This window comes from Roseobacter sp. TSBP12, assembly GCF_009129705.1.
GTDB lineage: Bacteria > Pseudomonadota > Alphaproteobacteria > Rhodobacterales > Rhodobacteraceae > Celeribacter > Celeribacter baekdonensis_A.
On the sequence record NZ_PYIB01000062.1, the window covers coordinates 180062 to 198367 of the forward strand.

The 18306-nt window shown below is 55.9% G+C and carries 17 protein-coding genes and 1 tRNA gene; 11 read left to right on the top strand and 7 right to left on the bottom strand.

Features of this window, described 5'->3' with window-relative positions:
• The first annotated feature begins 23 nt into the window (after window positions 1–23).
• Complete coding sequence (locus C8029_RS19310) at window positions 24–416, top strand: DUF3775 domain-containing protein (RefSeq protein ID WP_009570615.1); 393 nt, start codon at window positions 24–26, stop codon at window positions 414–416.
• A 54-nt stretch (window positions 417–470) separates the two neighbouring features.
• Here the strand turns inward: C8029_RS19310 and C8029_RS19315 are convergent, their stop codons facing one another.
• Window positions 471–1784, bottom strand: coding sequence for an alginate O-acetyltransferase AlgX-related protein (locus C8029_RS19315; RefSeq protein WP_009570616.1), 1314 nt, complete (start codon window positions 1782–1784; stop codon window positions 471–473).
• 83 nt (window positions 1785–1867) lie between these two features.
• Between C8029_RS19315 and C8029_RS19320 the strand changes: the two genes are divergently transcribed.
• Complete coding sequence (locus C8029_RS19320; protein ID WP_152003532.1) at window positions 1868–2857, top strand: hypothetical protein; 990 nt, start codon at window positions 1868–1870, stop codon at window positions 2855–2857.
• A 33-nt stretch (window positions 2858–2890) separates the two neighbouring features.
• Complete coding sequence (locus C8029_RS19325; RefSeq protein ID WP_009570618.1) at window positions 2891–3889, top strand: hypothetical protein; 999 nt, start codon at window positions 2891–2893, stop codon at window positions 3887–3889.
• Window positions 3890–3929: 40 nt separating this feature from the next.
• On the opposite strand, the gene C8029_RS19330 is transcribed toward C8029_RS19325, so the two are convergent.
• The 3 genes from C8029_RS19330 to C8029_RS19340 form a co-directional block, all read right to left on the bottom strand.
• Window positions 3930–5837, bottom strand: a complete 1908-nt coding sequence (locus tag C8029_RS19330; RefSeq protein WP_009570619.1) for a rhamnosyltransferase WsaF family glycosyltransferase — start codon at window positions 5835–5837, stop codon at window positions 3930–3932.
• Window positions 5838–6277: 440 nt separating this feature from the next.
• Window positions 6278–6403 carry a type B 50S ribosomal protein L36 gene (ykgO, locus tag C8029_RS19335; protein WP_005850168.1) on the bottom strand — a complete coding sequence of 42 codons (126 nt, stop codon included), beginning with the start codon at window positions 6401–6403 and terminating at the stop codon, window positions 6278–6280.
• A gap of 61 nt (window positions 6404–6464) precedes the next feature.
• Window positions 6465–6539: transfer RNA gene (locus C8029_RS19340), tRNA-Val, on the bottom strand.
• Window positions 6540–6822: 283 nt separating this feature from the next.
• Here C8029_RS19340 and C8029_RS19345 point away from each other — a divergent pair.
• Window positions 6823–7683: an N-formylglutamate amidohydrolase gene (locus C8029_RS19345; RefSeq protein ID WP_040401752.1), complete on the top strand. Its 861-nt coding sequence runs from the start codon at window positions 6823–6825 to the stop codon at window positions 7681–7683.
• A gap of 7 nt (window positions 7684–7690) precedes the next feature.
• On the opposite strand, the gene C8029_RS19350 is transcribed toward C8029_RS19345, so the two are convergent.
• Window positions 7691–8944 (bottom strand): DNA polymerase IV, encoded by a 1254-nt coding sequence (locus C8029_RS19350; protein WP_009570622.1) that lies wholly within the window; start codon window positions 8942–8944, stop codon window positions 7691–7693.
• A 93-nt stretch (window positions 8945–9037) separates the two neighbouring features.
• On the opposite strand from C8029_RS19350, the gene C8029_RS19355 reads away from it, so the two are divergent.
• Genes C8029_RS19355 through C8029_RS19365 form a run of 3 tightly spaced genes read left to right on the top strand, consistent with a single transcriptional unit; the run spans window position 9038 to window position 10642 of the window.
• Window positions 9038–9931, top strand: a complete 894-nt coding sequence (locus C8029_RS19355) for an SPFH domain-containing protein (RefSeq protein ID WP_009570625.1) — start codon at window positions 9038–9040, stop codon at window positions 9929–9931.
• On the top strand, window positions 9931–10218 hold the full coding sequence (locus C8029_RS19360) for an NfeD family protein (protein ID WP_009570626.1): 288 nt from the start codon (window positions 9931–9933) through the stop codon (window positions 10216–10218). Before C8029_RS19355 ends, C8029_RS19360 begins: the two co-directional genes overlap by 1 nt.
• On the top strand, window positions 10205–10642 hold the full coding sequence (locus C8029_RS19365; protein WP_152003533.1) for an NUDIX hydrolase: 438 nt from the start codon (window positions 10205–10207) through the stop codon (window positions 10640–10642). Before C8029_RS19360 ends, C8029_RS19365 begins: the two co-directional genes overlap by 14 nt.
• A gap of 14 nt (window positions 10643–10656) precedes the next feature.
• Here the strand turns inward: C8029_RS19365 and pyrF are convergent, their stop codons facing one another.
• Entirely contained in the window at window positions 10657–11370 is a 714-nt protein-coding gene (gene pyrF, locus C8029_RS19370) for an orotidine-5'-phosphate decarboxylase (RefSeq protein WP_152003534.1), read from the bottom strand.
• 238 nt (window positions 11371–11608) lie between these two features.
• Between pyrF and clpB the strand changes: the two genes are divergently transcribed.
• Window positions 11609–14227: an ATP-dependent chaperone ClpB gene (gene clpB, locus C8029_RS19375; protein ID WP_009570629.1), complete on the top strand. Its 2619-nt coding sequence runs from the start codon at window positions 11609–11611 to the stop codon at window positions 14225–14227.
• A 62-nt stretch (window positions 14228–14289) separates the two neighbouring features.
• On the opposite strand, the gene C8029_RS19380 is transcribed toward clpB, so the two are convergent.
• Complete coding sequence (locus C8029_RS19380; RefSeq protein WP_009570630.1) at window positions 14290–14724, bottom strand: DsrE family protein; 435 nt, start codon at window positions 14722–14724, stop codon at window positions 14290–14292.
• 187 nt (window positions 14725–14911) lie between these two features.
• On the opposite strand from C8029_RS19380, the gene C8029_RS19385 reads away from it, so the two are divergent.
• The 3 genes from C8029_RS19385 (at window position 14912) to msrQ (ending at window position 18035) form a co-directional block, all read left to right on the top strand.
• Window positions 14912–16429, top strand: coding sequence for an FMN-binding glutamate synthase family protein (locus C8029_RS19385; protein ID WP_009570631.1), 1518 nt, complete (start codon window positions 14912–14914; stop codon window positions 16427–16429).
• A 65-nt stretch (window positions 16430–16494) separates the two neighbouring features.
• Complete coding sequence (gene msrP / locus C8029_RS19390; RefSeq protein WP_009570632.1) at window positions 16495–17421, top strand: protein-methionine-sulfoxide reductase catalytic subunit MsrP; 927 nt, start codon at window positions 16495–16497, stop codon at window positions 17419–17421.
• A gap of 2 nt (window positions 17422–17423) precedes the next feature.
• A complete protein-coding gene (msrQ, locus tag C8029_RS19395; protein WP_152003535.1) occupies window positions 17424–18035 on the top strand; it encodes a protein-methionine-sulfoxide reductase heme-binding subunit MsrQ in 612 nt (203 codons plus the stop codon).
• Window positions 18036–18306 lie beyond the last annotated feature (271 nt).

The following is an 18306-nucleotide window of genomic DNA, read 5'->3' on the forward strand; positions in this document are numbered from 1 at the left end:
CGCACAGTCGGAGGACGCGAAAGATGGATATCAGCCCAAACAAAGTTGCCTTTGTGATCGTCCGCGCCCGCGAACTTGGCGCGAAGGTGGGGCGCTGGGATACGCCGTCCGATGATGCCGATGCGGATACGATCCTTGAATCCCGGTCCTCCGATGGCACAGAGCGCGAATTGGCCAGCTTTATCCGGGGCCTGAACGATGATGAGAAATCCGCTTTGGTGGCGATCATGTGGATCGGGCGCGAGACCTTTGATGATTATGACGAGGCGTTTGAAACCGCGAAGACGGAGGCCACAGCCCCGACGGATCGCTACCTTTTGGGCATCCCGCTTTTGTCGGATTATCTTGAAAGCGGGCTTGAAACGCTTGGAATTGATCCTTCTGAGTTTGAGGATGAAATTTATCGCAAGCTGTGAGGCGTGCCACGTCGATGGTCCCTTGGGACCTGTGCAACGCCTGACACATCCGGGCTAGGCTAAACGCCGCAAGAGCGTGGCGTAATAGTCGGCTTCGACGCCCGTGCCGAACTGCGCAAACAGATGTTCAAGACGTTCCGCTGCACGGATGTTGAGCCCGGCACGGATCAAAATGCGGATTTGGGTCAAAAGCCCCGCCTCGCTGTTGGGAACAAGGGCAAGTTTCCCAATATCCAAGAGACCGTCATCGACAAATTTTGACACTTGGGCCACAAGACCTCGGTTGTAAAACTGTCCCGAAAGCAAGAGCCGCAGGGCAGTCTTTTGCATTGGCTCCCCAAGGAAGGGCGCAAGAAGCGCCACGCGTTCGGCAAGATCGGGCATCTCTTGCTCAAGCTGGCGCATGAATTGAAGGGCAGGGTGACCCATCGCGCGGGCATTCACACCGGCAAAAAACGCACCAAGCTCAGCCACATGATTGGGCACCGAGGTTTGTGCCGTAATTTGGGCGGTGGATTTGTCTTTATGATCATGCAGACCCAAAATCAGGCTGATCAATGTGCTGCCTTCGACGGAATAGCTGGGGAAATGTAAAAACCGTTCGGGCAGTTCGCTGATCACGCAATCGGGTTTGACAAGCCGCACCATCGCCGGATCGACAGTGGTGCCATAGCAAAACACCACTTCTTCGAAATCAGAGGCATAGGCCGGAACGAGGCGCGTTGAAAACGAGGTGCCAAAGGCCAGACAGCGCCCTTTTCCTTTGGGATTATAAAGCACCAGGACGTTACCGTGGTTCAAAATCAGGCTGGCAAAAACGTTGAAATACGAGGTTTCCTGTCCAAACATGCGCCGCCGTTCGGCGTTGACCACATCGTGGTATGAGCCAATCGACAGATCGCCGGTTTCACTGTCGAGTGACGGTTGATAGGCCAGATCCAAATCGCGGGTTCGACCGATCCGACCACGCAGCGTCTTGTAACATTCAAGCGCAGCGGGTTGGGTCCAATGTGAATCGCGCCCAGTGTAAACCGTGCCCCCCTGAGCCTTATAATCGCGCAATTCCTCAAGCGGGTAGTGATAGCCGGGGGCCATTTGGCCCAACACCTCACGCACCGGGCGGGCTGCGCTGATCTCAATCCCGTCGGGTAGATTTTCGGGATAAACACAATGCGCTTCGGGGACAATGATGCCGAGGAACGGCACGCTCAAACGTTCAATCACCGTACGATTGTGACGGTGGACCGAGAGGGCTGAGCTGAGCAAAGGGACTTCGCCCGCCAAATGGCCGAGCAAGTTGTTTGAGTCTTTGCCGTTCAAAAAAAGAAAGCCATTGCGACCCATCATAGCTTTTTCGGAAATCGTCATATTGTCGTCCTGTGCGAATTAATGCCATTGTCGCCAGAGACCCGTGGCGCCTATCGTTGACGGGTTTGATAATGGAGAAAGCGTTGATCCGCACCAAGAAACTAATCCTGCATATCGGCTCGTGGAAGACTGGCACGACATCCATTCAAAGCTATCTCAGCGGCAAATATCAGCAGTTGAAAGCGGATAAAGTTCTCTACCCCATGACCAGTCGGCGCCGCGCCGATGGCGGTGTCGATACGGCGCATCACCGGCTTCGCATGCTGTTGGATGGCGCAGATGGGGCGATGACGCTACAGGTGGCGGGTGTGTTGGACCGTATGGCTGTGGAGCTGAAGCAAGCCCAATGCGAGACGCTGTTGTTGTCGTCTGAAACCTTTATGGATTTTCGTCGTCCCGAAACGCTACGTCGCTACATTGAGGCCGATGAGGTTCAGATTGTGGCCGTGTTTCGAAATCAGGCCGAGTTCATCTCTTCCATGTATTATACAGAGGTGTGCCATCGGAAGGTGATCGACCTGCCAATGGACTATCTGGATGGGTTTAACGGCAATCTTCTGGATTATGCGAGTTGTCTGGTGCCTTGGCGCAGGGCTTGGCCAGAGGCACAGTCCTCCGTGTCCTTGTTTGAGCGCGGGACGCCCGCCCGCGATTTTCCTGCGGCTCATATGATGGCGCAGATCGGGTTGAACTGGCCTGTGGTTGCCGAAGACAATCATGTCGAACACAAGTCTTTGCCCGCGCAGGCCACGCTGTTTTTGCGGCAACTGGCGGCGTCGGGGTGGGATGACATGTCGTTTTTCGATGTTTTCAAGATGTGCCATCGCAACGCAGACTGGTTCGCCCCGGTGAAAGAGCATTATTCGCCTGATGTCTTACAGCAAATCTTTGCGGATTATGCCCCGCAAAATAAGGCTTTGGCAGAGGAGTTCGTCTCCAACGGTCCGCGCGAATTTGCTCCACTGGTATTGACGGAGCGCGACACATGGGAGCGCGCAATGGGCGATACATCCGCCGTCTTTCCCACGATTTTAAAACGGATTTCGCGCAGCGCCGCGAATGCTTGCACATGATTATTTCGATTGCCCAAAAGACACGAGGCGCGCATGACACCGATCCAGTTTGACCGCCTGATCCTGCATCCGGGATCGCCCAAAACTGGCACTTCTGGCTTACAGAACTTTCTGTTTCGCAAGCGAGATACGTTGCGCGACCTGGGGTATCTTTACCCGATGAGTGGGATAGATGTGGAGAGTGGCACGGCAAAGGGGCATCATGCCATAGCGCTTGCGATTGACCCCAACGCAAGCGAGCCATCTGAGCATTTGCGTGCCATGCTTGAGGCGCTGCGTGCCGAAATAGCGGCGGCCCCCGACAAGACCGTCATCCTGTCCTCAGAAGAGTTTTTTCATGCCCAGCGCATGGAGATCTTCAAGCATTATCTTCAACCAGCCTCTTGTCAGATTTACGTCAGTTTGCGCCCACAATATGAGGTGATGAACGCCAATTATTATACGCAGGTCACCCATAATCGCATCAAAAACCCACCTGAAGCCTATTTCGATTCAATGAAGCTGGGGCTTAAATTCCCAGAGATCATGACCGTCTTTGCGCAGTTCACCCACAACACGGACGTCAAATTGCGGGTGTTTGAGCGCGGGTCTCCCGTGCGCAAAAGTCCGATCGAGGATTTTCTGACGGTGATGGGGATTGATCTGAACTATGATCCCGAGGACAATATCGTTGAGCATCCAACCTTGCCTGCGGTTGCGACGCTGTTTTTGCGCTGGCTGAATGATGTGGGGCTGTCGCAGACCGATTTCTTTGAGGTGTTTCAAGACCTGCACAAGATGCGCCCGAGTTTATCGAAACAGACCTACACCATGTCGCCTGACTATATGCGCACGGTCGTCGAGCGGTTTGAAAGCGACAATATATGGTTGCGACAGAATTTTGGCGACGGCGCATCTAAGCCGCTGTTTCAAGCACCTGAGTATCCCGATGCAGAGCTTTGGGAGCAGGAGGTGGGTCACGATCTTGCCGCTGTGCAACACAAGTTTCTAAAGCAGCTTTGCACCATGGCCGAAAGCGGCAAAAGTCGCTGAACCGGCGGGATCGGACCGGGCTTGCCCGGCCAGACCCTGATCATTTCGTCACAATAGCTGCCAGATCAGCCAAAGCGTCGCGCAGACAGCTTTCCTCATCCATGACGGGCGAGGCGATGGCATTGTCATACCGGGTGTTGAGATCTTTCGCGCGTTTCACCGCAACGCGGAACCCCTCGACAAGCGTTTCGGGCGACATTTCAACGGGGATGAGGTTGCGGTTTTGTTTGGCCAGCCAAGCGTCATTGCGCAGATCGGTCTTATTGGTCACGGTCGGCAGACCATAGGCTGCCATCTGAAAATGCACGATCCCTGGGTGTGGGGTGGTAATCACCGACAGGCCGATGTCGCCGGTCAGCAAAAACTCCTCGTAGTCCTCTTTCGGCATTTTCGGCACCATCCGTAGCTTTTCAGAGCCGCCCAGATCAATATCGTCGATTTTACCCAAGGTGCCGAGGGCATAAAACTCCCAATCCTCCCCGGCAAAAACACCCTGTCTGATCGCCTCGCGCAGCGCATAGACCAACATGCCGAAATGGTTGCGCGCAGCATGACCTTCGGGGCGGCCATACATGATGAAACGGCGCGTTTCGCGACCGCTGTTCATTTCGACAAAGCGATCCTTGCCGACATTCAGCCGGACAAGCTGATTTTCGATAGCGGTATACCGATAGTCTTTTCCGGCGCGCTCAAACACCGGGGTCTTTTTCTGAAAGAACTCGATCAGCTTGTGTGAATTATAGACTGCGTCATGCGGTAGGAAAAATGCAGATTCATTGAAACTGCGCATGTCGGTATTGGCGTGAAAGTCTGGTTCGTATTCCTGAATGAAAAAGATCGGTTTTTGGTTGGCCGATGCGGCAATCTTTTGGGCAATCCGGTGTAATTCCGCACAGTAGGAAATGACATGATAATTGGCCGGAATTTCAACAGCGCGAGTCTGGGCGTCGAACTTCTGAAACCCATGAAACATATTGTAGATTTTGGGCATCTTGATGCGCATACGCAAAAGATTGCCTTCGTGCTTTTCCATGCTGGAGTGGTTGATGACCATCAGGCGCAGGCCAATCCCGGTCTGTTCGGACAGCTTGCGCAGGAAGCCATAAAACGCCAAATAGCCGCCAAACAAGATTTCGGGCAGGAAATCGGGCACCAGCACCAAAAGCCCTCCCGGTCCCTGCGCCTCAGTGCGGCGAACCTTCACCTTCCCACCATAAAATTCCATGGCATTGAGCATGTCGAGGGCTGCGAGGGCGGTCACGCCGGGCAGGTTATCTTCCAAGGCTAGGCGGGTTTCGGCCTCTTGTTCGGCACTCTTTTTCTCTGCCAATGACTTTAGATATTGGTCATGCGAGATGACATGCCGAACCTCTTTGGTCTGAACCAGCAAGAAATGTTGAAAACCTGAGGCGATCAGGTTTTCCCCGATGGCTATTGTGACATCCTCGTATAGATCGCGGTATCCCGACTCCGAAAACTCTGCGGATGGGGAAAGCTCTTCTTGTGTGACCTGGCTGAAATAGTAATCCACCACGGTCGGGTAGCCAGCCATTCGTGCGCCGTAGGTCTTTTCAAGAAAGCGGCGATCCAGAGCGAGATAGGTCTGGCGGGCCAAGTTGATCTGGGACTTGGTAAAGGGGTGCCGACCGGTTTCGTTCACCCCAAATTCCAGCCAGTGACGAAAGCCCGTCTCACCGGAGGCCTGTGTCAGGTTCTTACGGACATCCGTGTTTTTCTTGCGATAGAGAATTTCGGAGAACCCATCATGGGGATCATGGCCCAGAAACCCACCGAGACGCCGATAAAAGTCGAGAGGGCTTTCGCCTTCCAGGCCATGTCGCGCAATTTCGTCACGATAGGTTGTCTCATACCAAGCAGCGTCAAATCCCTCTGCCACGAGGAGATCAATGACATTTTGGGTGTCTGCGATGGTATCTTGGGTGTCCATGGACCGATCTCACTTTGCTTTAAAACGAATGCCTCTGGTTCCCCCAGATGCGTTTGGTTGTGTTTGGTGAAAGTCTTGCCAATTTGAAATGCAACAATGGTTGGGCTTTGACTGGGCTGTGGTTTAAATAATCGGAGGACAACGTGACCCGTGTTGTACCGCCTGTTCGGCATCCCCGCGCGGGCGAATTTTCTTAAGAAAATACATACTTGAAATCTTCACCCCTTAAATCCTACCCACGCTTTGGTCCCGCGCAGGGCGTCTTTTTACCATGTTCCATGTGGATACCACGCCGCGACAGATGGGCGCAAGAATGCCGTATCCTTCGCCGGAGCGTCTGAAAAGGCGCGTAGATGTGATGCGTTTGGGGGGGCAGTTCAGAGAGAACACAAAAAAACCGCCCGTGAAACACGAGCGGCTTTTTTTGATCGCTGCTGATCTCAGCCCTGACGGGCTTTGAAACGGCGCTGCGTCTTGTTGATCACGTACACGCGGCCTTTACGGCGCACGACGCGGCAGTCGCGGTGCCGGTTTTTCAGCGAGCGGAGCGAGTTACGAACTTTCATAGTCTTTCTCCTTTTCGCGGCGCCTGCGTGCGCCTGTTAAAACCAATATAACGGCGGAGGATGGTGGGCGTAACAAGGTTCGAACTTGTGACCCCTTCGATGTCAACGAAGTGCTCTACCACTGAGCTATACACCCATTCCTCCATGGGAAACTCGCGCCTTGATCTCGTTTCGCCTCGCAGCGCAAAGAACAAGACGCGGGGCATTCCCGCGTCAGTGCGGGTGCGTATAAAAGGAGTCGAATGATTGTTCAAGGCCTTTTGGCATTGAATTTCAATGTCCAAAGTCTTTTGTAATTTATCCGGGTTACGGATTGGATGCAAAACACCCACAGGAGTAACCCGGCGGACGCCTTTTGCACTTTCGTGATTCAGAAAAAACACAAAAGCCTTTATAGTTTGCGGTGAAAGGGAGTGTCGATGAGCAAAGTGCCATATCTGTTAAGAAGACCGGAGAGCAGAACCTCTTGCGTGGTCTTTGCTTCGCCGCACAGTGGGCGCGATTATCCCGCAGAGATGGTACAACAGTCGGTTTTAAGCCCTCTTCAACTCCGCTCTTCTGAAGATGCGCATGTAGACCGGCTTTACGCCGATGTGCCACGATTCGGTGCGGTGATGATCTCGGCCACCTATCCGCGCGCTTGGGTGGATCTCAACCGACATGCCGATGAAATGGACCCGGCCTTGGTGGCGGGGGTGTCTCGCGTCGGATTGAACCCGCGCATCGCCTCCGGGCTTGGGGTGATTCCGCGTGTGGTGGCCGGTGGCCGGTCGATTTATCGTGGGAAAATAAGCCGAGAAGAGGCGCAAGAGCGGATCAGGACCGTGTGGCAACCTTATCATCGCTTGCTTCAGGCGGTGATCGACGAATCTCTGGCTTTATTTGGCCAATCCATTTTGATTGATTGCCATTCGATGCCGCGCGAGGCTCTGTCCGCAGTGCGCAGTGGCAAAGGGCGGCGGCCCGAAGTGGTGATCGGCGATCGCTACGGCGCATCGGCCAATCCGAGCATTGTGATCGAGGTGGAGCGCGCGTTTCGGCAGCAGGGCTTTGAAGTGGCGCGCAATGTGCCCTTTGCGGGGGCCTTTGTGACACAGCATTACGGCCATCCGGCGCGGCGCTGCCATGCGATTCAAGTCGAGATTGATCGCTCTGTTTATATGAATGAACTGACGCTTGTGCCGCATTCCGATTTCAACGAGATTTGTGCGCGTGTTGGGGCTGCGGCGGAAGTGATTGCCAAAATCGGGGCGGAGCGGGTGCCAATGGCCGCAGAATAGTCTCTGGCTACCGAAGTGCGCGACCTTTGCGAATCGCGTCTTTGCCAAATTTGCGGCGGATCTCATCGCTGGCGCGCTCGGCACGGGCACGTTTGATCGCATCCGGGTCCAGTAAATCCGCCGAGATATCGGCCTGGTCGGCGGGTACCAAATCCGAGAGACCGACACCGATCAATCGAAACGGACCTTTGTCGATCGCCCCATCCAAAAGCCCGCGCGCGGTGCGATACATTTTATCGGCCATATTGCTGGGTTCGTGTAGGGTCACACGTCGCGTCAGCGTGCTGTGATTGGTGCATTTGAGTTTGAGTGTGACCACGCGCCCCGCAATGTCTTTCGCCTTGGCGCGGTCGGAGACCTGTTCGGCCAGCCGCCAGATATGCCCGTCCAAAATGTCGAGCGAGGCGGTGTCTTCGGGGAAGGTGGTTTCTTTGGAGATGGATTTGACCGGACGTTTGGCGGAAATGCTACGGCTGTCTTGGCCGCGCGCCAGATGCCAAAGCCGGTCCCCCATCGACCCAAACCGCAGGTGCAAATCGGCTTTCTCCCAGCGCCTCAAATCGGAAAACGTCCGTATCCCGGCCTTTTCCAAAGAGGTGCGGGTGGCTTGGCCGACGCCCCAAATCAGGCTCACAGGTTTTGGCGCGAGAAACGCCATCGTCTCTGCCGCGCCAATCACCGAAAACCCGCGCGGCTTGTCCAAATCGGAGGCGACTTTGGCGAGGAATTTGTTGTGGCTGAGCCCGATGGACCCGGTCAGCCCCAATTCCGTGTGCATCCGTTTGACCAGCCGCGCCAACATTGCCGCAGGCGGGCGACCATGCAGTCGCGCCGTGCCGCGCAGGTCCATAAACGCCTCATCCAAAGAGAGCGGTTCCACATCCGGGGTGAGTTCGTTCATCATGTCACGGATGGCGCGAGAGGCCTCGGCATAGGCCGCCATGCGAGGTTTGACCACCACCGCTTCGGGGCACAGGGCGAGGGCTTTGAACATCGGCATGGCCGAGCGCACACCTTTGATCCGGGCGATGTAACAGGCGGTGGAAACAACGCCGCGTGTGCCGCCGCCGATGATCACCGGTTTGTCGCGCAGATCGGGATTGTCGCGTTTCTCCACAGAGGCATAGAACGCATCGCAATCCATATGTGCGATGGCCAGATCATACAGCTCAGGATGCGCAATCACCTTCGGCCGCCCACAGGAGGGGCAGCGGGCACCAGTTTCAAACATTGTAAGGCAATCACGGCAAAGCGCGGGCATATGGGTGTTCCTTGACCTCCCTCCAGTCTATACCCAACTCAAGGGAGGGGCTATCCTTCGCCTCGTATATCCGTGTTCATCGGGGGAGTTTTCATGAACCAGTTCGATCCGTACCAGTTTCTCAGCGGCGGCAATATTGTCACCTTGGCCTTGGCGCTTTTCATTGTTTTACTTGTTCTCAAAGGCGTGCGGATTGTCCCGCAGTCTGAGAAGTTTGTGGTCGAACGATTCGGTCGTTTGCGCACCGTGCTTGGCCCGGGGATCAACTTTGTCATCCCGTTGATTGACATTGTGGCCCATAAAATTTCCATTCTTGAACGCCAACTTCCCAATGCGATGCAGGACGCGATCACCTCGGACAACGTGTTGGTCAAGGTCGAAACCTCGGTGTTTTACCGCATCACCGAACCTGAGCGGACCGTGTACCGGATTCGCGATGTCGACGCCGCTATTGCCACGACCGTGGCCGGGATCGTGCGCTCAGAGATCGGGAAAATGGAATTGGATGAGGTTCAATCAAACCGATCCTCATTGATCACCACGATCAAAGCTTCGGTAGAAGAGGCGGTGAATGATTGGGGCATCGAGGTGACGCGGGCCGAAATCCTTGACGTGAACTTGGATGAGGCCACCCGCGCCGCGATGATGCAACAGCTCAACGCCGAGCGCGCCCGCCGTGCGACGGTGATGGAAGCCGAAGGTCAAAAACGCTCTGTCGAACTGGCCGCCGATGCGGCGCTCTATTCCGCCGAGCAAACTGCCAAAGCCCGCCGGGTTCAGGCCGATGCCGAAGCCTATGCCACGGGTGTTGTCGCCGAAGCGATTGCCAAGAACGGTCTGGAGGCCGCGCAATATCAAGTGGCTTTGAAACAGGTCGAAGCGCTGGTTTCCTTGGGCGAAGGCTCGGGCAAACAAACCATCGTGGTTCCGGCGGCGGCTTTGGAGGCCTTTGGCGACGCGTTCAAACTGTTCAAAGGCAAAGCGTGATGGAACAGGTCATTCTGTTTTTGGAATGGTGGGCCTGGGGCTTGGCCGCGATCATCCTGTTTGCGCTTGAGGTCATGGTTGCGGGCTTTGTGTTTTTAGGCTTTGCCGTTGGCGCGGCGATTGTGGCGCTGTTGCTGTTTCTGGGCTGGTTCGGATCGAACCTTGCCGTCTTGGTGCTGATCTTTGCAGTGGTGTCGCTTTTGGCCTGGTTTGCCATGCGTCAAGTATTTGGCATTCGCAAAGGTCAGGTCAAAGTCTGGGACAAAGACATCAATGACGACGTCTGACGTCGTGCGGCCCTTTGACGGGGCGAAAATCGCGATTCTGCGTGGGGATGATGTCCTGACGCTGTTGCGCGATGATCGTCCCGACATTGCCTATCCCAATCAATGGGACCTTCCGGGCGGCGGACGCGAAGGGGCGGAGTCGCCTTTTGCGACAGCCGCCCGAGAGCTGTTTGAGGAACTTTCGATCAAAGTCGATCCGTCCCGCGTGATCTATCATGTCGAAGAGAACGGTCACTCCAACCCGGCGACAAAGGTGCATTTTTTTGTCGCCCGGTGGGAGGCGCTTTTGGACACAGATGTGCGTTTGGGGGATGAAGGGCAGTGTTGGACGTGGATGCCCGCACGCGATTTCACCACCCGCTCTGACGCTGTGATCTCTTTGCGTCACAGATTGACCCGGGCGCTTGATGCGCTCGGGCTTTGATCTTTACAGTGCGCTCACTGGTTCCAAGTGGGGGCGTTGGCAATTTCGTGTTGAATGCGCAGCGCCGCTTCGCGCGGATCGGCATCTTGCCAAACCGGACGCCCGACCACGATATGATCGACGCCATCGCGAATGGCCTGCGCCGGGGTGGCCACACGTTTTTGATCACCAAGCGCGGCCCCCATCGGGCGCACGCCGGGGGTGACGATCAGCTTGCCTTCTGCTTCGGGCAGGGCGCGGATCAGAGCGGCCTCTTGCGGTGAGGCAATCACGCCATCGGCGCCGGCAAGAAAAGCGTTGCCCGCACGCTCTTGGACAAGATCGCGGATCTCACCGGGCTTGATCAACGCCCCGTCCAAGTCTTCCCGATCCAATGAGGTCAGCACAGTGACGGCGAGGATTTTCATGTCCGACCCGGACGCGCCCTCTTTGGCGGCTTTGACCACATAAGGGTCGCCGTGGACGGTGAGAAAATCCATGTCGTGCTGCGCCACGCCGCGCACCGCGTTTTCAACAGTCGCGCCGATGTCGAAGAATTTCATGTCCAAAAAGATGCGTTTGCCACGCTCTTGTTTGAGCTCATTGGCCAGGGCAAAGCCGCCACTCGTCAACATGCCAAGACCGATTTTGTAAAACGATACGGCATCGCCGATCTTGTCGGCCAAGGCGAGGCCTTGCACGACATTTGGGACATCAAGGGCAACGATCAGGCGGTCATCAGCGGTCATGGAAGCATCCTCTTTCACAGGTTTCCCCTTCCTGCGCAGAACGCCCGTGTGGGTCAAGAGCCGGATGTGCCGAATGCGGTTTAGGGGCGGCGAGGTGGGGTGTGAAAATGTTTCAATTTGGCAACAGTCCCTCTTGCGGAGCCTGCAATCTGACCCCATCTAAAGGTCAAGGTCCCACCCAAAGATGTGCCGTATTCGGGCATCGCGATTGAGGGGCGCTTACTGAAGGAGAGACAGTATGAACATGGAGAAATTCACCGAACGTGCCCGCGGGTTTATCCAAGCGGCACAGACCATTGCGATGCGCGAAAACCACCAACGTTTGGTGCCGGAGCATCTTTTGAAAGCCCTTATGGATGACGAAGAGGGCTTTGCCACCAACCTCATTTCAAATGCCGGCGGTGACCCGAAACTGGTCCTGTCTGCTGTCGACGCAGCCGTGGCCAAAAACGCCAAGGTCACCGGCGACGCGGGTCAGATTTATTTGGACCGCAGCATCGCAGAAGTCCTTGATGAGGCCGAGAAGCTTGCGAAAAAGGCAGGCGATAGTTTTGTGCCCGTCGAGCGGCTTTTGACTGCGCTCGCGATTGTCAAATCCAAAGCCAAGGATGCTTTGGAAGCTGGCGGCATTGACGCCAAGAAACTGAACGCCGCGATCAATGACATCCGCAAAGGCCGCACGGCGGACAGTGCCTCGGCCGAAGAGGGCTATGACGCTCTGAACAAATATGCCCGTGATCTCACCGAAGCGGCGCGTGAAGGCAAGATTGACCCAATCATCGGTCGCGACGAAGAAATTCGCCGCTCTATGCAGGTGTTGTCTCGCCGGACCAAAAACAACCCGGTTTTGATCGGGGAGCCGGGCGTGGGTAAAACCGCGATTGCCGAGGGTCTCGCCCTGCGGATCGTCAACGGCGATGTGCCGGAGAGCCTGAAAAACAAACGGCTTTTGGCGCTGGATATGGGGTCGCTCATTGCCGGGGCAAAATATCGCGGTGAATTTGAGGAGCGGTTGAAATCCATTCTCAAAGAGATTGAGGCCGCTGCGGGCGAGGTCATCCTCTTTATTGATGAGATGCACACGCTTGTGGGCGCGGGCAAATCGGATGGGGCGATGGATGCCGCGAACCTGATCAAACCGGCGCTGGCGCGGGGGGAATTGCATTGTATCGGTGCGACGACCTTGGACGAGTACCGCAAATATGTGGAAAAAGACGCGGCCTTGGCGCGGCGGTTCCAACCCGTTGTGGTTGAAGAACCGACAGTCGAGGACACGATCTCCATCCTGCGTGGGATCAAAGAGAAATACGAACTTCACCATGGGGTGCGGATTTCAGACTCCGCGCTGGTTGCTGCGGCGACGCTCAGCCACCGTTATATCACGGATCGGTTCTTGCCGGACAAAGCCATCGACTTGGTCGATGAGGCTGCGTCGCGTCTGCGGATGGAAGTGGACAGCAAGCCCGAAGAATTGGACGCGCTGGATCGCTCTATCCTTCAGCTTCAGATCGAAGCTGAGGCTTTGAAAAAAGAAGACGATGCGGCCTCCAAACGGCGGCTTGAGAAGCTCGAAGAAGAGCTGTCGGACTTGTTGGAGAAATCTGACTCGATGACGGCGAAATGGGAAGCCGAGCGGCAGAAACTCGAAGGCGCGCGCGATCTGAAAGAGAAACTCGACCGGGCACGGGCCGATTTGGAGATTGCCAAACGCGAAGGCAATCTGGCCAAGGCCGGTGAGCTGTCCTACGGCGTGATCCCGCAGCTTGAGAAAAAGCTGGTGGAGGCCGAAGCCGCAGAAGATCAGGATCTCATGGTCGAAGAGGCCGTGGGACCAGAGCAGATCGCAGGCGTGGTGGAGCGCTGGACCGGGATTCCGACGTCCAAGATGTTGGAAGGCGAACGCGATAAGTTGTTGCGGATGGAAGATGGCCTGCACAAACGGGTCATCGGTCAGGAAACAGCCGTTCACGCCGTTGCCAATGCGGTGCGGCGCGCGCGGGCGGGTCTCAATGATGAAAACCGTCCGTTGGGATCGTTCCTCTTCCTCGGGCCAACGGGGGTCGGGAAAACCGAACTGACGAAAGCGGTGGCTGAGTTCCTGTTTGACGATGACAATGCGATGGTGCGCATCGACATGTCGGAGTTCATGGAGAAACACAGCGTCTCTCGCCTGATCGGTGCGCCTCCGGGTTATGTCGGTTACGACGAGGGTGGTGTTTTGACCGAGGCCGTGCGGCGCAGACCCTATCAGGTTGTGTTGTTCGATGAGGTCGAAAAGGCCCACCCGGATGTGTTCAACGTGCTGTTGCAGGTCTTGGATGATGGCATTCTGACCGATGGTCAGGGCCGGACTGTGGACTTTAAACAGACGCTGATCATTCTGACCTCGAACCTTGGGGCGCAGGCGCTGAGCCAGTTGCCCGATGGGGCAGACAATGCGCAGGCCAAGCGCGATGTGATGGACGCGGTGCGGGCGCATTTCCGGCCAGAGTTCCTCAACCGGCTGGACGAGACGATCATCTTTGATCGGCTTGGGCGCGAGGACATGGGCGGGATCGTCGAGATTCAGCTTGCTCTGCTCGAAAAGCGTCTGGCGAAACGCAACATTGGTCTGGCGGTGGATGCCGATGCCAAAGCATGGTTGGCCAACGAAGGCTATGACCCGGTATTTGGTGCGCGGCCTTTGAAACGGGTGATCCAACGCGCGTTGCAGGACCCGCTGGCGGAACTGTTGCTGTCGGGCGATGTTGTGGATGGTGATACGCTTCCGGTCTCTGCCGGCTCTGGTGGGCTTTTGATTGGGGAAAAAACCGGGGCGACCCATCAGTCCAAACCGGATGATGCCGTGGTCCACTGATCCGGTGTTTCAGTGAAATCAAGAAAGGCGGCCTCTGCGGGCCGCCTTTTTTATGGCATCTGCTATGGTTTGATGTAGCTGTAGCCCGCTTCTTGCAACTCGACCAAACGTGCGACTCCGGAGGGCACGACGACCGCCTCGTCCAGTACCTCAAGCGGCTTATCCATTTTCTGGCGCATCACGCGCAGGGTGTTTTCGCAGGCCGAAAACTGTACGTCGTGAAACTCAAGCGCCATGGTTTCGATCCGGTCCGCCACCGGGCTTTGATCCTTGAGAAACATCTGTAACCCCGGACCATAGGCGACGATTTCAAGAATGACGGTATCGCCGATGGAGTTGAAATAAGCACGCGCATTGCTGGCGTTGTTCAGCGCCATGTTCATCACGCGCATATCACTGTCGTCGACATGGATTGCGATTTTATGGGTGATCCCTTCGGCCATGGCGCCCCCAGCGCAAAACGTGATGGTCAGACAGATGATGAGTGCTTTCCACATATAGGTCTCCCTTTTATCTGTCGATCCTAGTCACATCCGATGTCCCCTGTCACGCTGCAGTGCAGGATGTTTGGTCCGTGTGCTGACGCGGGAAAGTTTACGCTAACATCCGCGGAAAGGCGGTTGCGTTTCCGTGTCACTGTGGCAGGGTCCGGCCTACGCACAGCATCAGCTCACGAGGTTTTCTATGACGGTTTGGCATTGGACAATGGGGGCCCTTCAGGTGCTCGCGCTTATCTTTGTTCTGGCAATTGGGTTTATGGCGCTGGCGGCGCTGGCGCTTTATGTCCTCGACAAGCGCCAGACACGGGACGCGATCCTGCGCAACTATCCGGTCATCGGCCACTTCCGGCATTTGTTTTCCTCTTTGGGCGAGTTCTTTCGGCAATATTTCTTTGCCATGGACCGTGAAGAGATGCCGTTCAACCGCGCCCAGCGGGATTGGATTTACCGCGCCTCCGATGGCAAGGGCAACACCGTGGCCTTTGGCTCAACCCGCAGCCTGTCGATCCCGGGCACACCGATTTTCATGAACGCGCCGTTTCCACCGCTTGATGATCAATTCACCTCCACCGACCCGATGGTGATCGGCCCGCATTGCCGCGTGCCTTACACTGCCAAATCTATCTTTAACATTTCCGGCATGTCCTATGGCGCGATTTCCAAACCGGCTGTCCTGGCTCTTTCAAAAGGCGCAAAGGAAGCGGGCATTTGGTTGAACACCGGTGAGGGCGGTTTGTCGCCGTTTCACCTCGAAGGCGGGGCGGATCTTGTCTATCAAATCGGTACGGCGAAATACGGCATCCGTGATGATGCGGGCAATCTGGATGATGACAAGCTGCGCGCGATGGCGGCGCATGAAACCGTGCGGATGTTTGAGATCAAGCTGTCGCAGGGGGCAAAGCCGGGCAAGGGTGGAATTTTGCCCGCCGCCAAGATCACGCCCGAGATTGCGCAAATCCGCGGGTTGAAACCGGGCGAAGACGGCATTTCCCCGAACCGCCACCGTGAAGTGGATGATTTTGGCGATTTGCTTGATTTCATCGACCACATCCGTGAGGTCACCGGCAAGCCGGTTGGGTTTAAATTCGTCGTCGGCTCCTCGCGGCCTTGGGCGGAGTTCTTTGAGATGATCGTCGAGCGCGGGCCAGAGAGCGCACCGGATTTCATTACCATTGACGGTGGCGAAGGCGGTACAGGCGCGGCGCCGATGCCGCTGATCGACCTTGTGGGGATGCCAATCAAAGAAGCGCTGATCCGCATTGTCGATTTGCGCGACAAATACGGGCTGCATGATCGCATTCGGATTGTGGCGGCGGGCAAGCTTGTGAATCCGGCGGATATTGCATGGGCGATTTGTGCGGGCGCGGATTTTGTCGCCTCTGCACGCGGCTTTATGTTCTCACTGGGCTGTATTCAGGCGCTCAAATGCAACAAGAATACCTGTCCCACCGGTATCACCACCCATGATCCGCATCTTCAGGGCGGGCTTGTGGTCAATGACAAGTATAAGAAAGTCGCAGCCTACGCCAAGGCCTCGACCTATGAGCTTGAGATGATCGCGCATTCGGTCGGGGTGTTGGAGCCACGTCAAATGCGGCGGCGTCATGTGCGGATTGTTCAGGCCGATGGGACGTCCATTCCGCTGGACCGTATCGTGCCAAGTTTTGATGCGGAACGTTACAATACCCCAACGCAGTTGTGACATGAGTTTGTTTGGCGGTTGATGCGGTCCGGGCTACTCTTTCCTTGAGCCTATGGGAGAGACACATGTCCAAGATGCACAGCCTGCCTTATTCAACTGTTACACCGGAACAGACCTACCTCAACCGTCGCGCCCTTTTGGGCGGGATCGCCGGGGCGGGTCTGTTGGCCGCCACGGGCGCGCGGGCACAGGAGGTGCCGGAGTTTCAGATCAAAGGCTTCGACACCACAGAAACACCGAACAGCTTTAAAGAGATCACCACTTACAACAATTTCTATGAGTTCGGCACGGGTAAAGAAGACCCCGCGCGTTATGCCGGATCTCTGACCACCGATCCCTGGTCTGTCGAGATCGACGGGCTGGTGTCGCGTCCGGGCTCTTATGGTCTCGGGGATATCCTCGCCAAGATGGATATCGACGAGCGCATTTATCGGTTCCGCTGTGTCGAGGCCTGGTCGATGGTGATCCCGTGGAACGGGTTTGAGCTGCGCCAGCTTCTTGAACTCGCGGGTGTCGAGCCCTCCGCCAAATATGTCCGCTTTGAAACGCTCTATCGCCCGGAAGAAATGCCGGGGCAAAAACGCGCCATTTTGGATTGGCCTTATGTCGAGGGTCTGCGGCTTGATGAGGCGATGCATCCGCTGACCATTATGGCCACCGGGCTTTATGGTAAAACCCTGCCCAATCAGAATGGCGCACCGCTGCGTTTGGTGGTGCCGTGGAAATACGGGTTCAAGTCGATCAAGTCGGTGGTGAAGATCACCTTGATGGAGACCCAGCCGGTCAACACATGGAAAGCGATCAATCATCGCGAATATGGATTCTATTCCAACGTCAACCCAGAGGTGGATCACCCGCGTTGGACCCAAGCCAGCGAGCGCCGCATTGGTGGTGGCGTGTTTGCCCCCAGGATCGCGACGATCAAATTCAACGGTTATGAAGACCAAGTTGCCAGCCTGTATAAAGGCATGAACCTGAGCAAAGAGTATTAAGCGTGAGAGACCAGATCAATCGCCTTGTCCGTAAGATCCCGACCTGGCCTCTTTATATAGGGTCGTTGATCCCACCGGCGTGGTATTTCTATGCCGGGGTCACGGGTCGGATGGGCGTTGAACCGATCAAAGCGATGGAACATGCGATTGGCATTTTGGGCCTTCAGGTTCTGATCGCCTCTCTTTGTGTGACGCCCCTGCGCACATATGCGCGCATCAACCTGTTCAAATTCCGCCGCGCGCTCGGCCTGATCGCCTTCTTTTATATCGTACTGCATCTCTTGGTGTGGCTGCTTTTGGATGTCCGCATCGCAAGCCAGATCATCGCTGACCTGTATAAGCGGCCTTATATCACCATCGGCATGGCCGGTTTGCTGTTGCTGATCCCGCTGGCGATCACGTCCAACCGCTATTCCATCCGCAAGCTCGGCGCGAACTGGCGACGGCTGCATTGGCTGGTTTATCCGGCGGTGGCTTTGGGTGGCATCCATTTTGTCATTCTGCGTAAGGGATGGCAGCTTGAGCCGCTGCTGTATTTGACCGTGATCGGAGTTTTGCTTTTGATCCGGGTTCCGATGGCGCGGGTGATCCCATCGCGCGCGCGACACACCTGATTCTAGGATTTGAGGGGGCGAGTCGTGAGACTCGCCCTTTTCTGGTGTGATTCACCTCCGATTCCAGAGGTGATTTGTGCTGATTTGCGCCTCGAATACCAAATGTTGCGCGAGGCTCTGTGGATAACCCTATTCTGTTACGTTGTCGCCGGATGCGAACCGCCTCGGATGCCAGGCCCAAGTGGGAAACGACAGGAAATGATATAAAAAATACCATTATTAACAATAGCTTATAACGTTTTTTGGGAAATCTGTCATAAAACTGAAAAAA

Coding starts and splice junctions, on each gene's coding strand:
- C8029_RS19310 (WP_009570615.1), top strand. CDS start 24: ATGGATATCAGCCCAAACAAAGTTGCCTTTGTGATCGTCCGCGCCCGC.
- C8029_RS19315 (WP_009570616.1), bottom strand. CDS start 1,784: ATGACGATTTCCGAAAAAGCTATGATGGGTCGCAATGGCTTTCTTTTT.
- C8029_RS19325 (WP_009570618.1), top strand. CDS start 2,891: ATGACACCGATCCAGTTTGACCGCCTGATCCTGCATCCGGGATCGCCC.
- C8029_RS19330 (WP_009570619.1), bottom strand. CDS start 5,837: ATGGACACCCAAGATACCATCGCAGACACCCAAAATGTCATTGATCTC.
- ykgO (WP_005850168.1), bottom strand. CDS start 6,403: ATGAAAGTTCGTAACTCGCTCCGCTCGCTGAAAAACCGGCACCGCGAC.
- C8029_RS19345 (WP_040401752.1), top strand. CDS start 6,823: ATGAGCAAAGTGCCATATCTGTTAAGAAGACCGGAGAGCAGAACCTCT.
- C8029_RS19350 (WP_009570622.1), bottom strand. CDS start 8,944: ATGCCCGCGCTTTGCCGTGATTGCCTTACAATGTTTGAAACTGGTGCC.
- C8029_RS19355 (WP_009570625.1), top strand. CDS start 9,038: ATGAACCAGTTCGATCCGTACCAGTTTCTCAGCGGCGGCAATATTGTC.
- C8029_RS19360 (WP_009570626.1), top strand. CDS start 9,931: ATGGAACAGGTCATTCTGTTTTTGGAATGGTGGGCCTGGGGCTTGGCC.
- C8029_RS19365 (WP_152003533.1), top strand. CDS start 10,205: ATGACGACGTCTGACGTCGTGCGGCCCTTTGACGGGGCGAAAATCGCG.
- pyrF (WP_152003534.1), bottom strand. CDS start 11,370: ATGACCGCTGATGACCGCCTGATCGTTGCCCTTGATGTCCCAAATGTC.
- clpB (WP_009570629.1), top strand. CDS start 11,609: ATGAACATGGAGAAATTCACCGAACGTGCCCGCGGGTTTATCCAAGCG.
- C8029_RS19380 (WP_009570630.1), bottom strand. CDS start 14,724: ATGTGGAAAGCACTCATCATCTGTCTGACCATCACGTTTTGCGCTGGG.
- C8029_RS19385 (WP_009570631.1), top strand. CDS start 14,912: ATGACGGTTTGGCATTGGACAATGGGGGCCCTTCAGGTGCTCGCGCTT.
- msrP (WP_009570632.1), top strand. CDS start 16,495: ATGTCCAAGATGCACAGCCTGCCTTATTCAACTGTTACACCGGAACAG.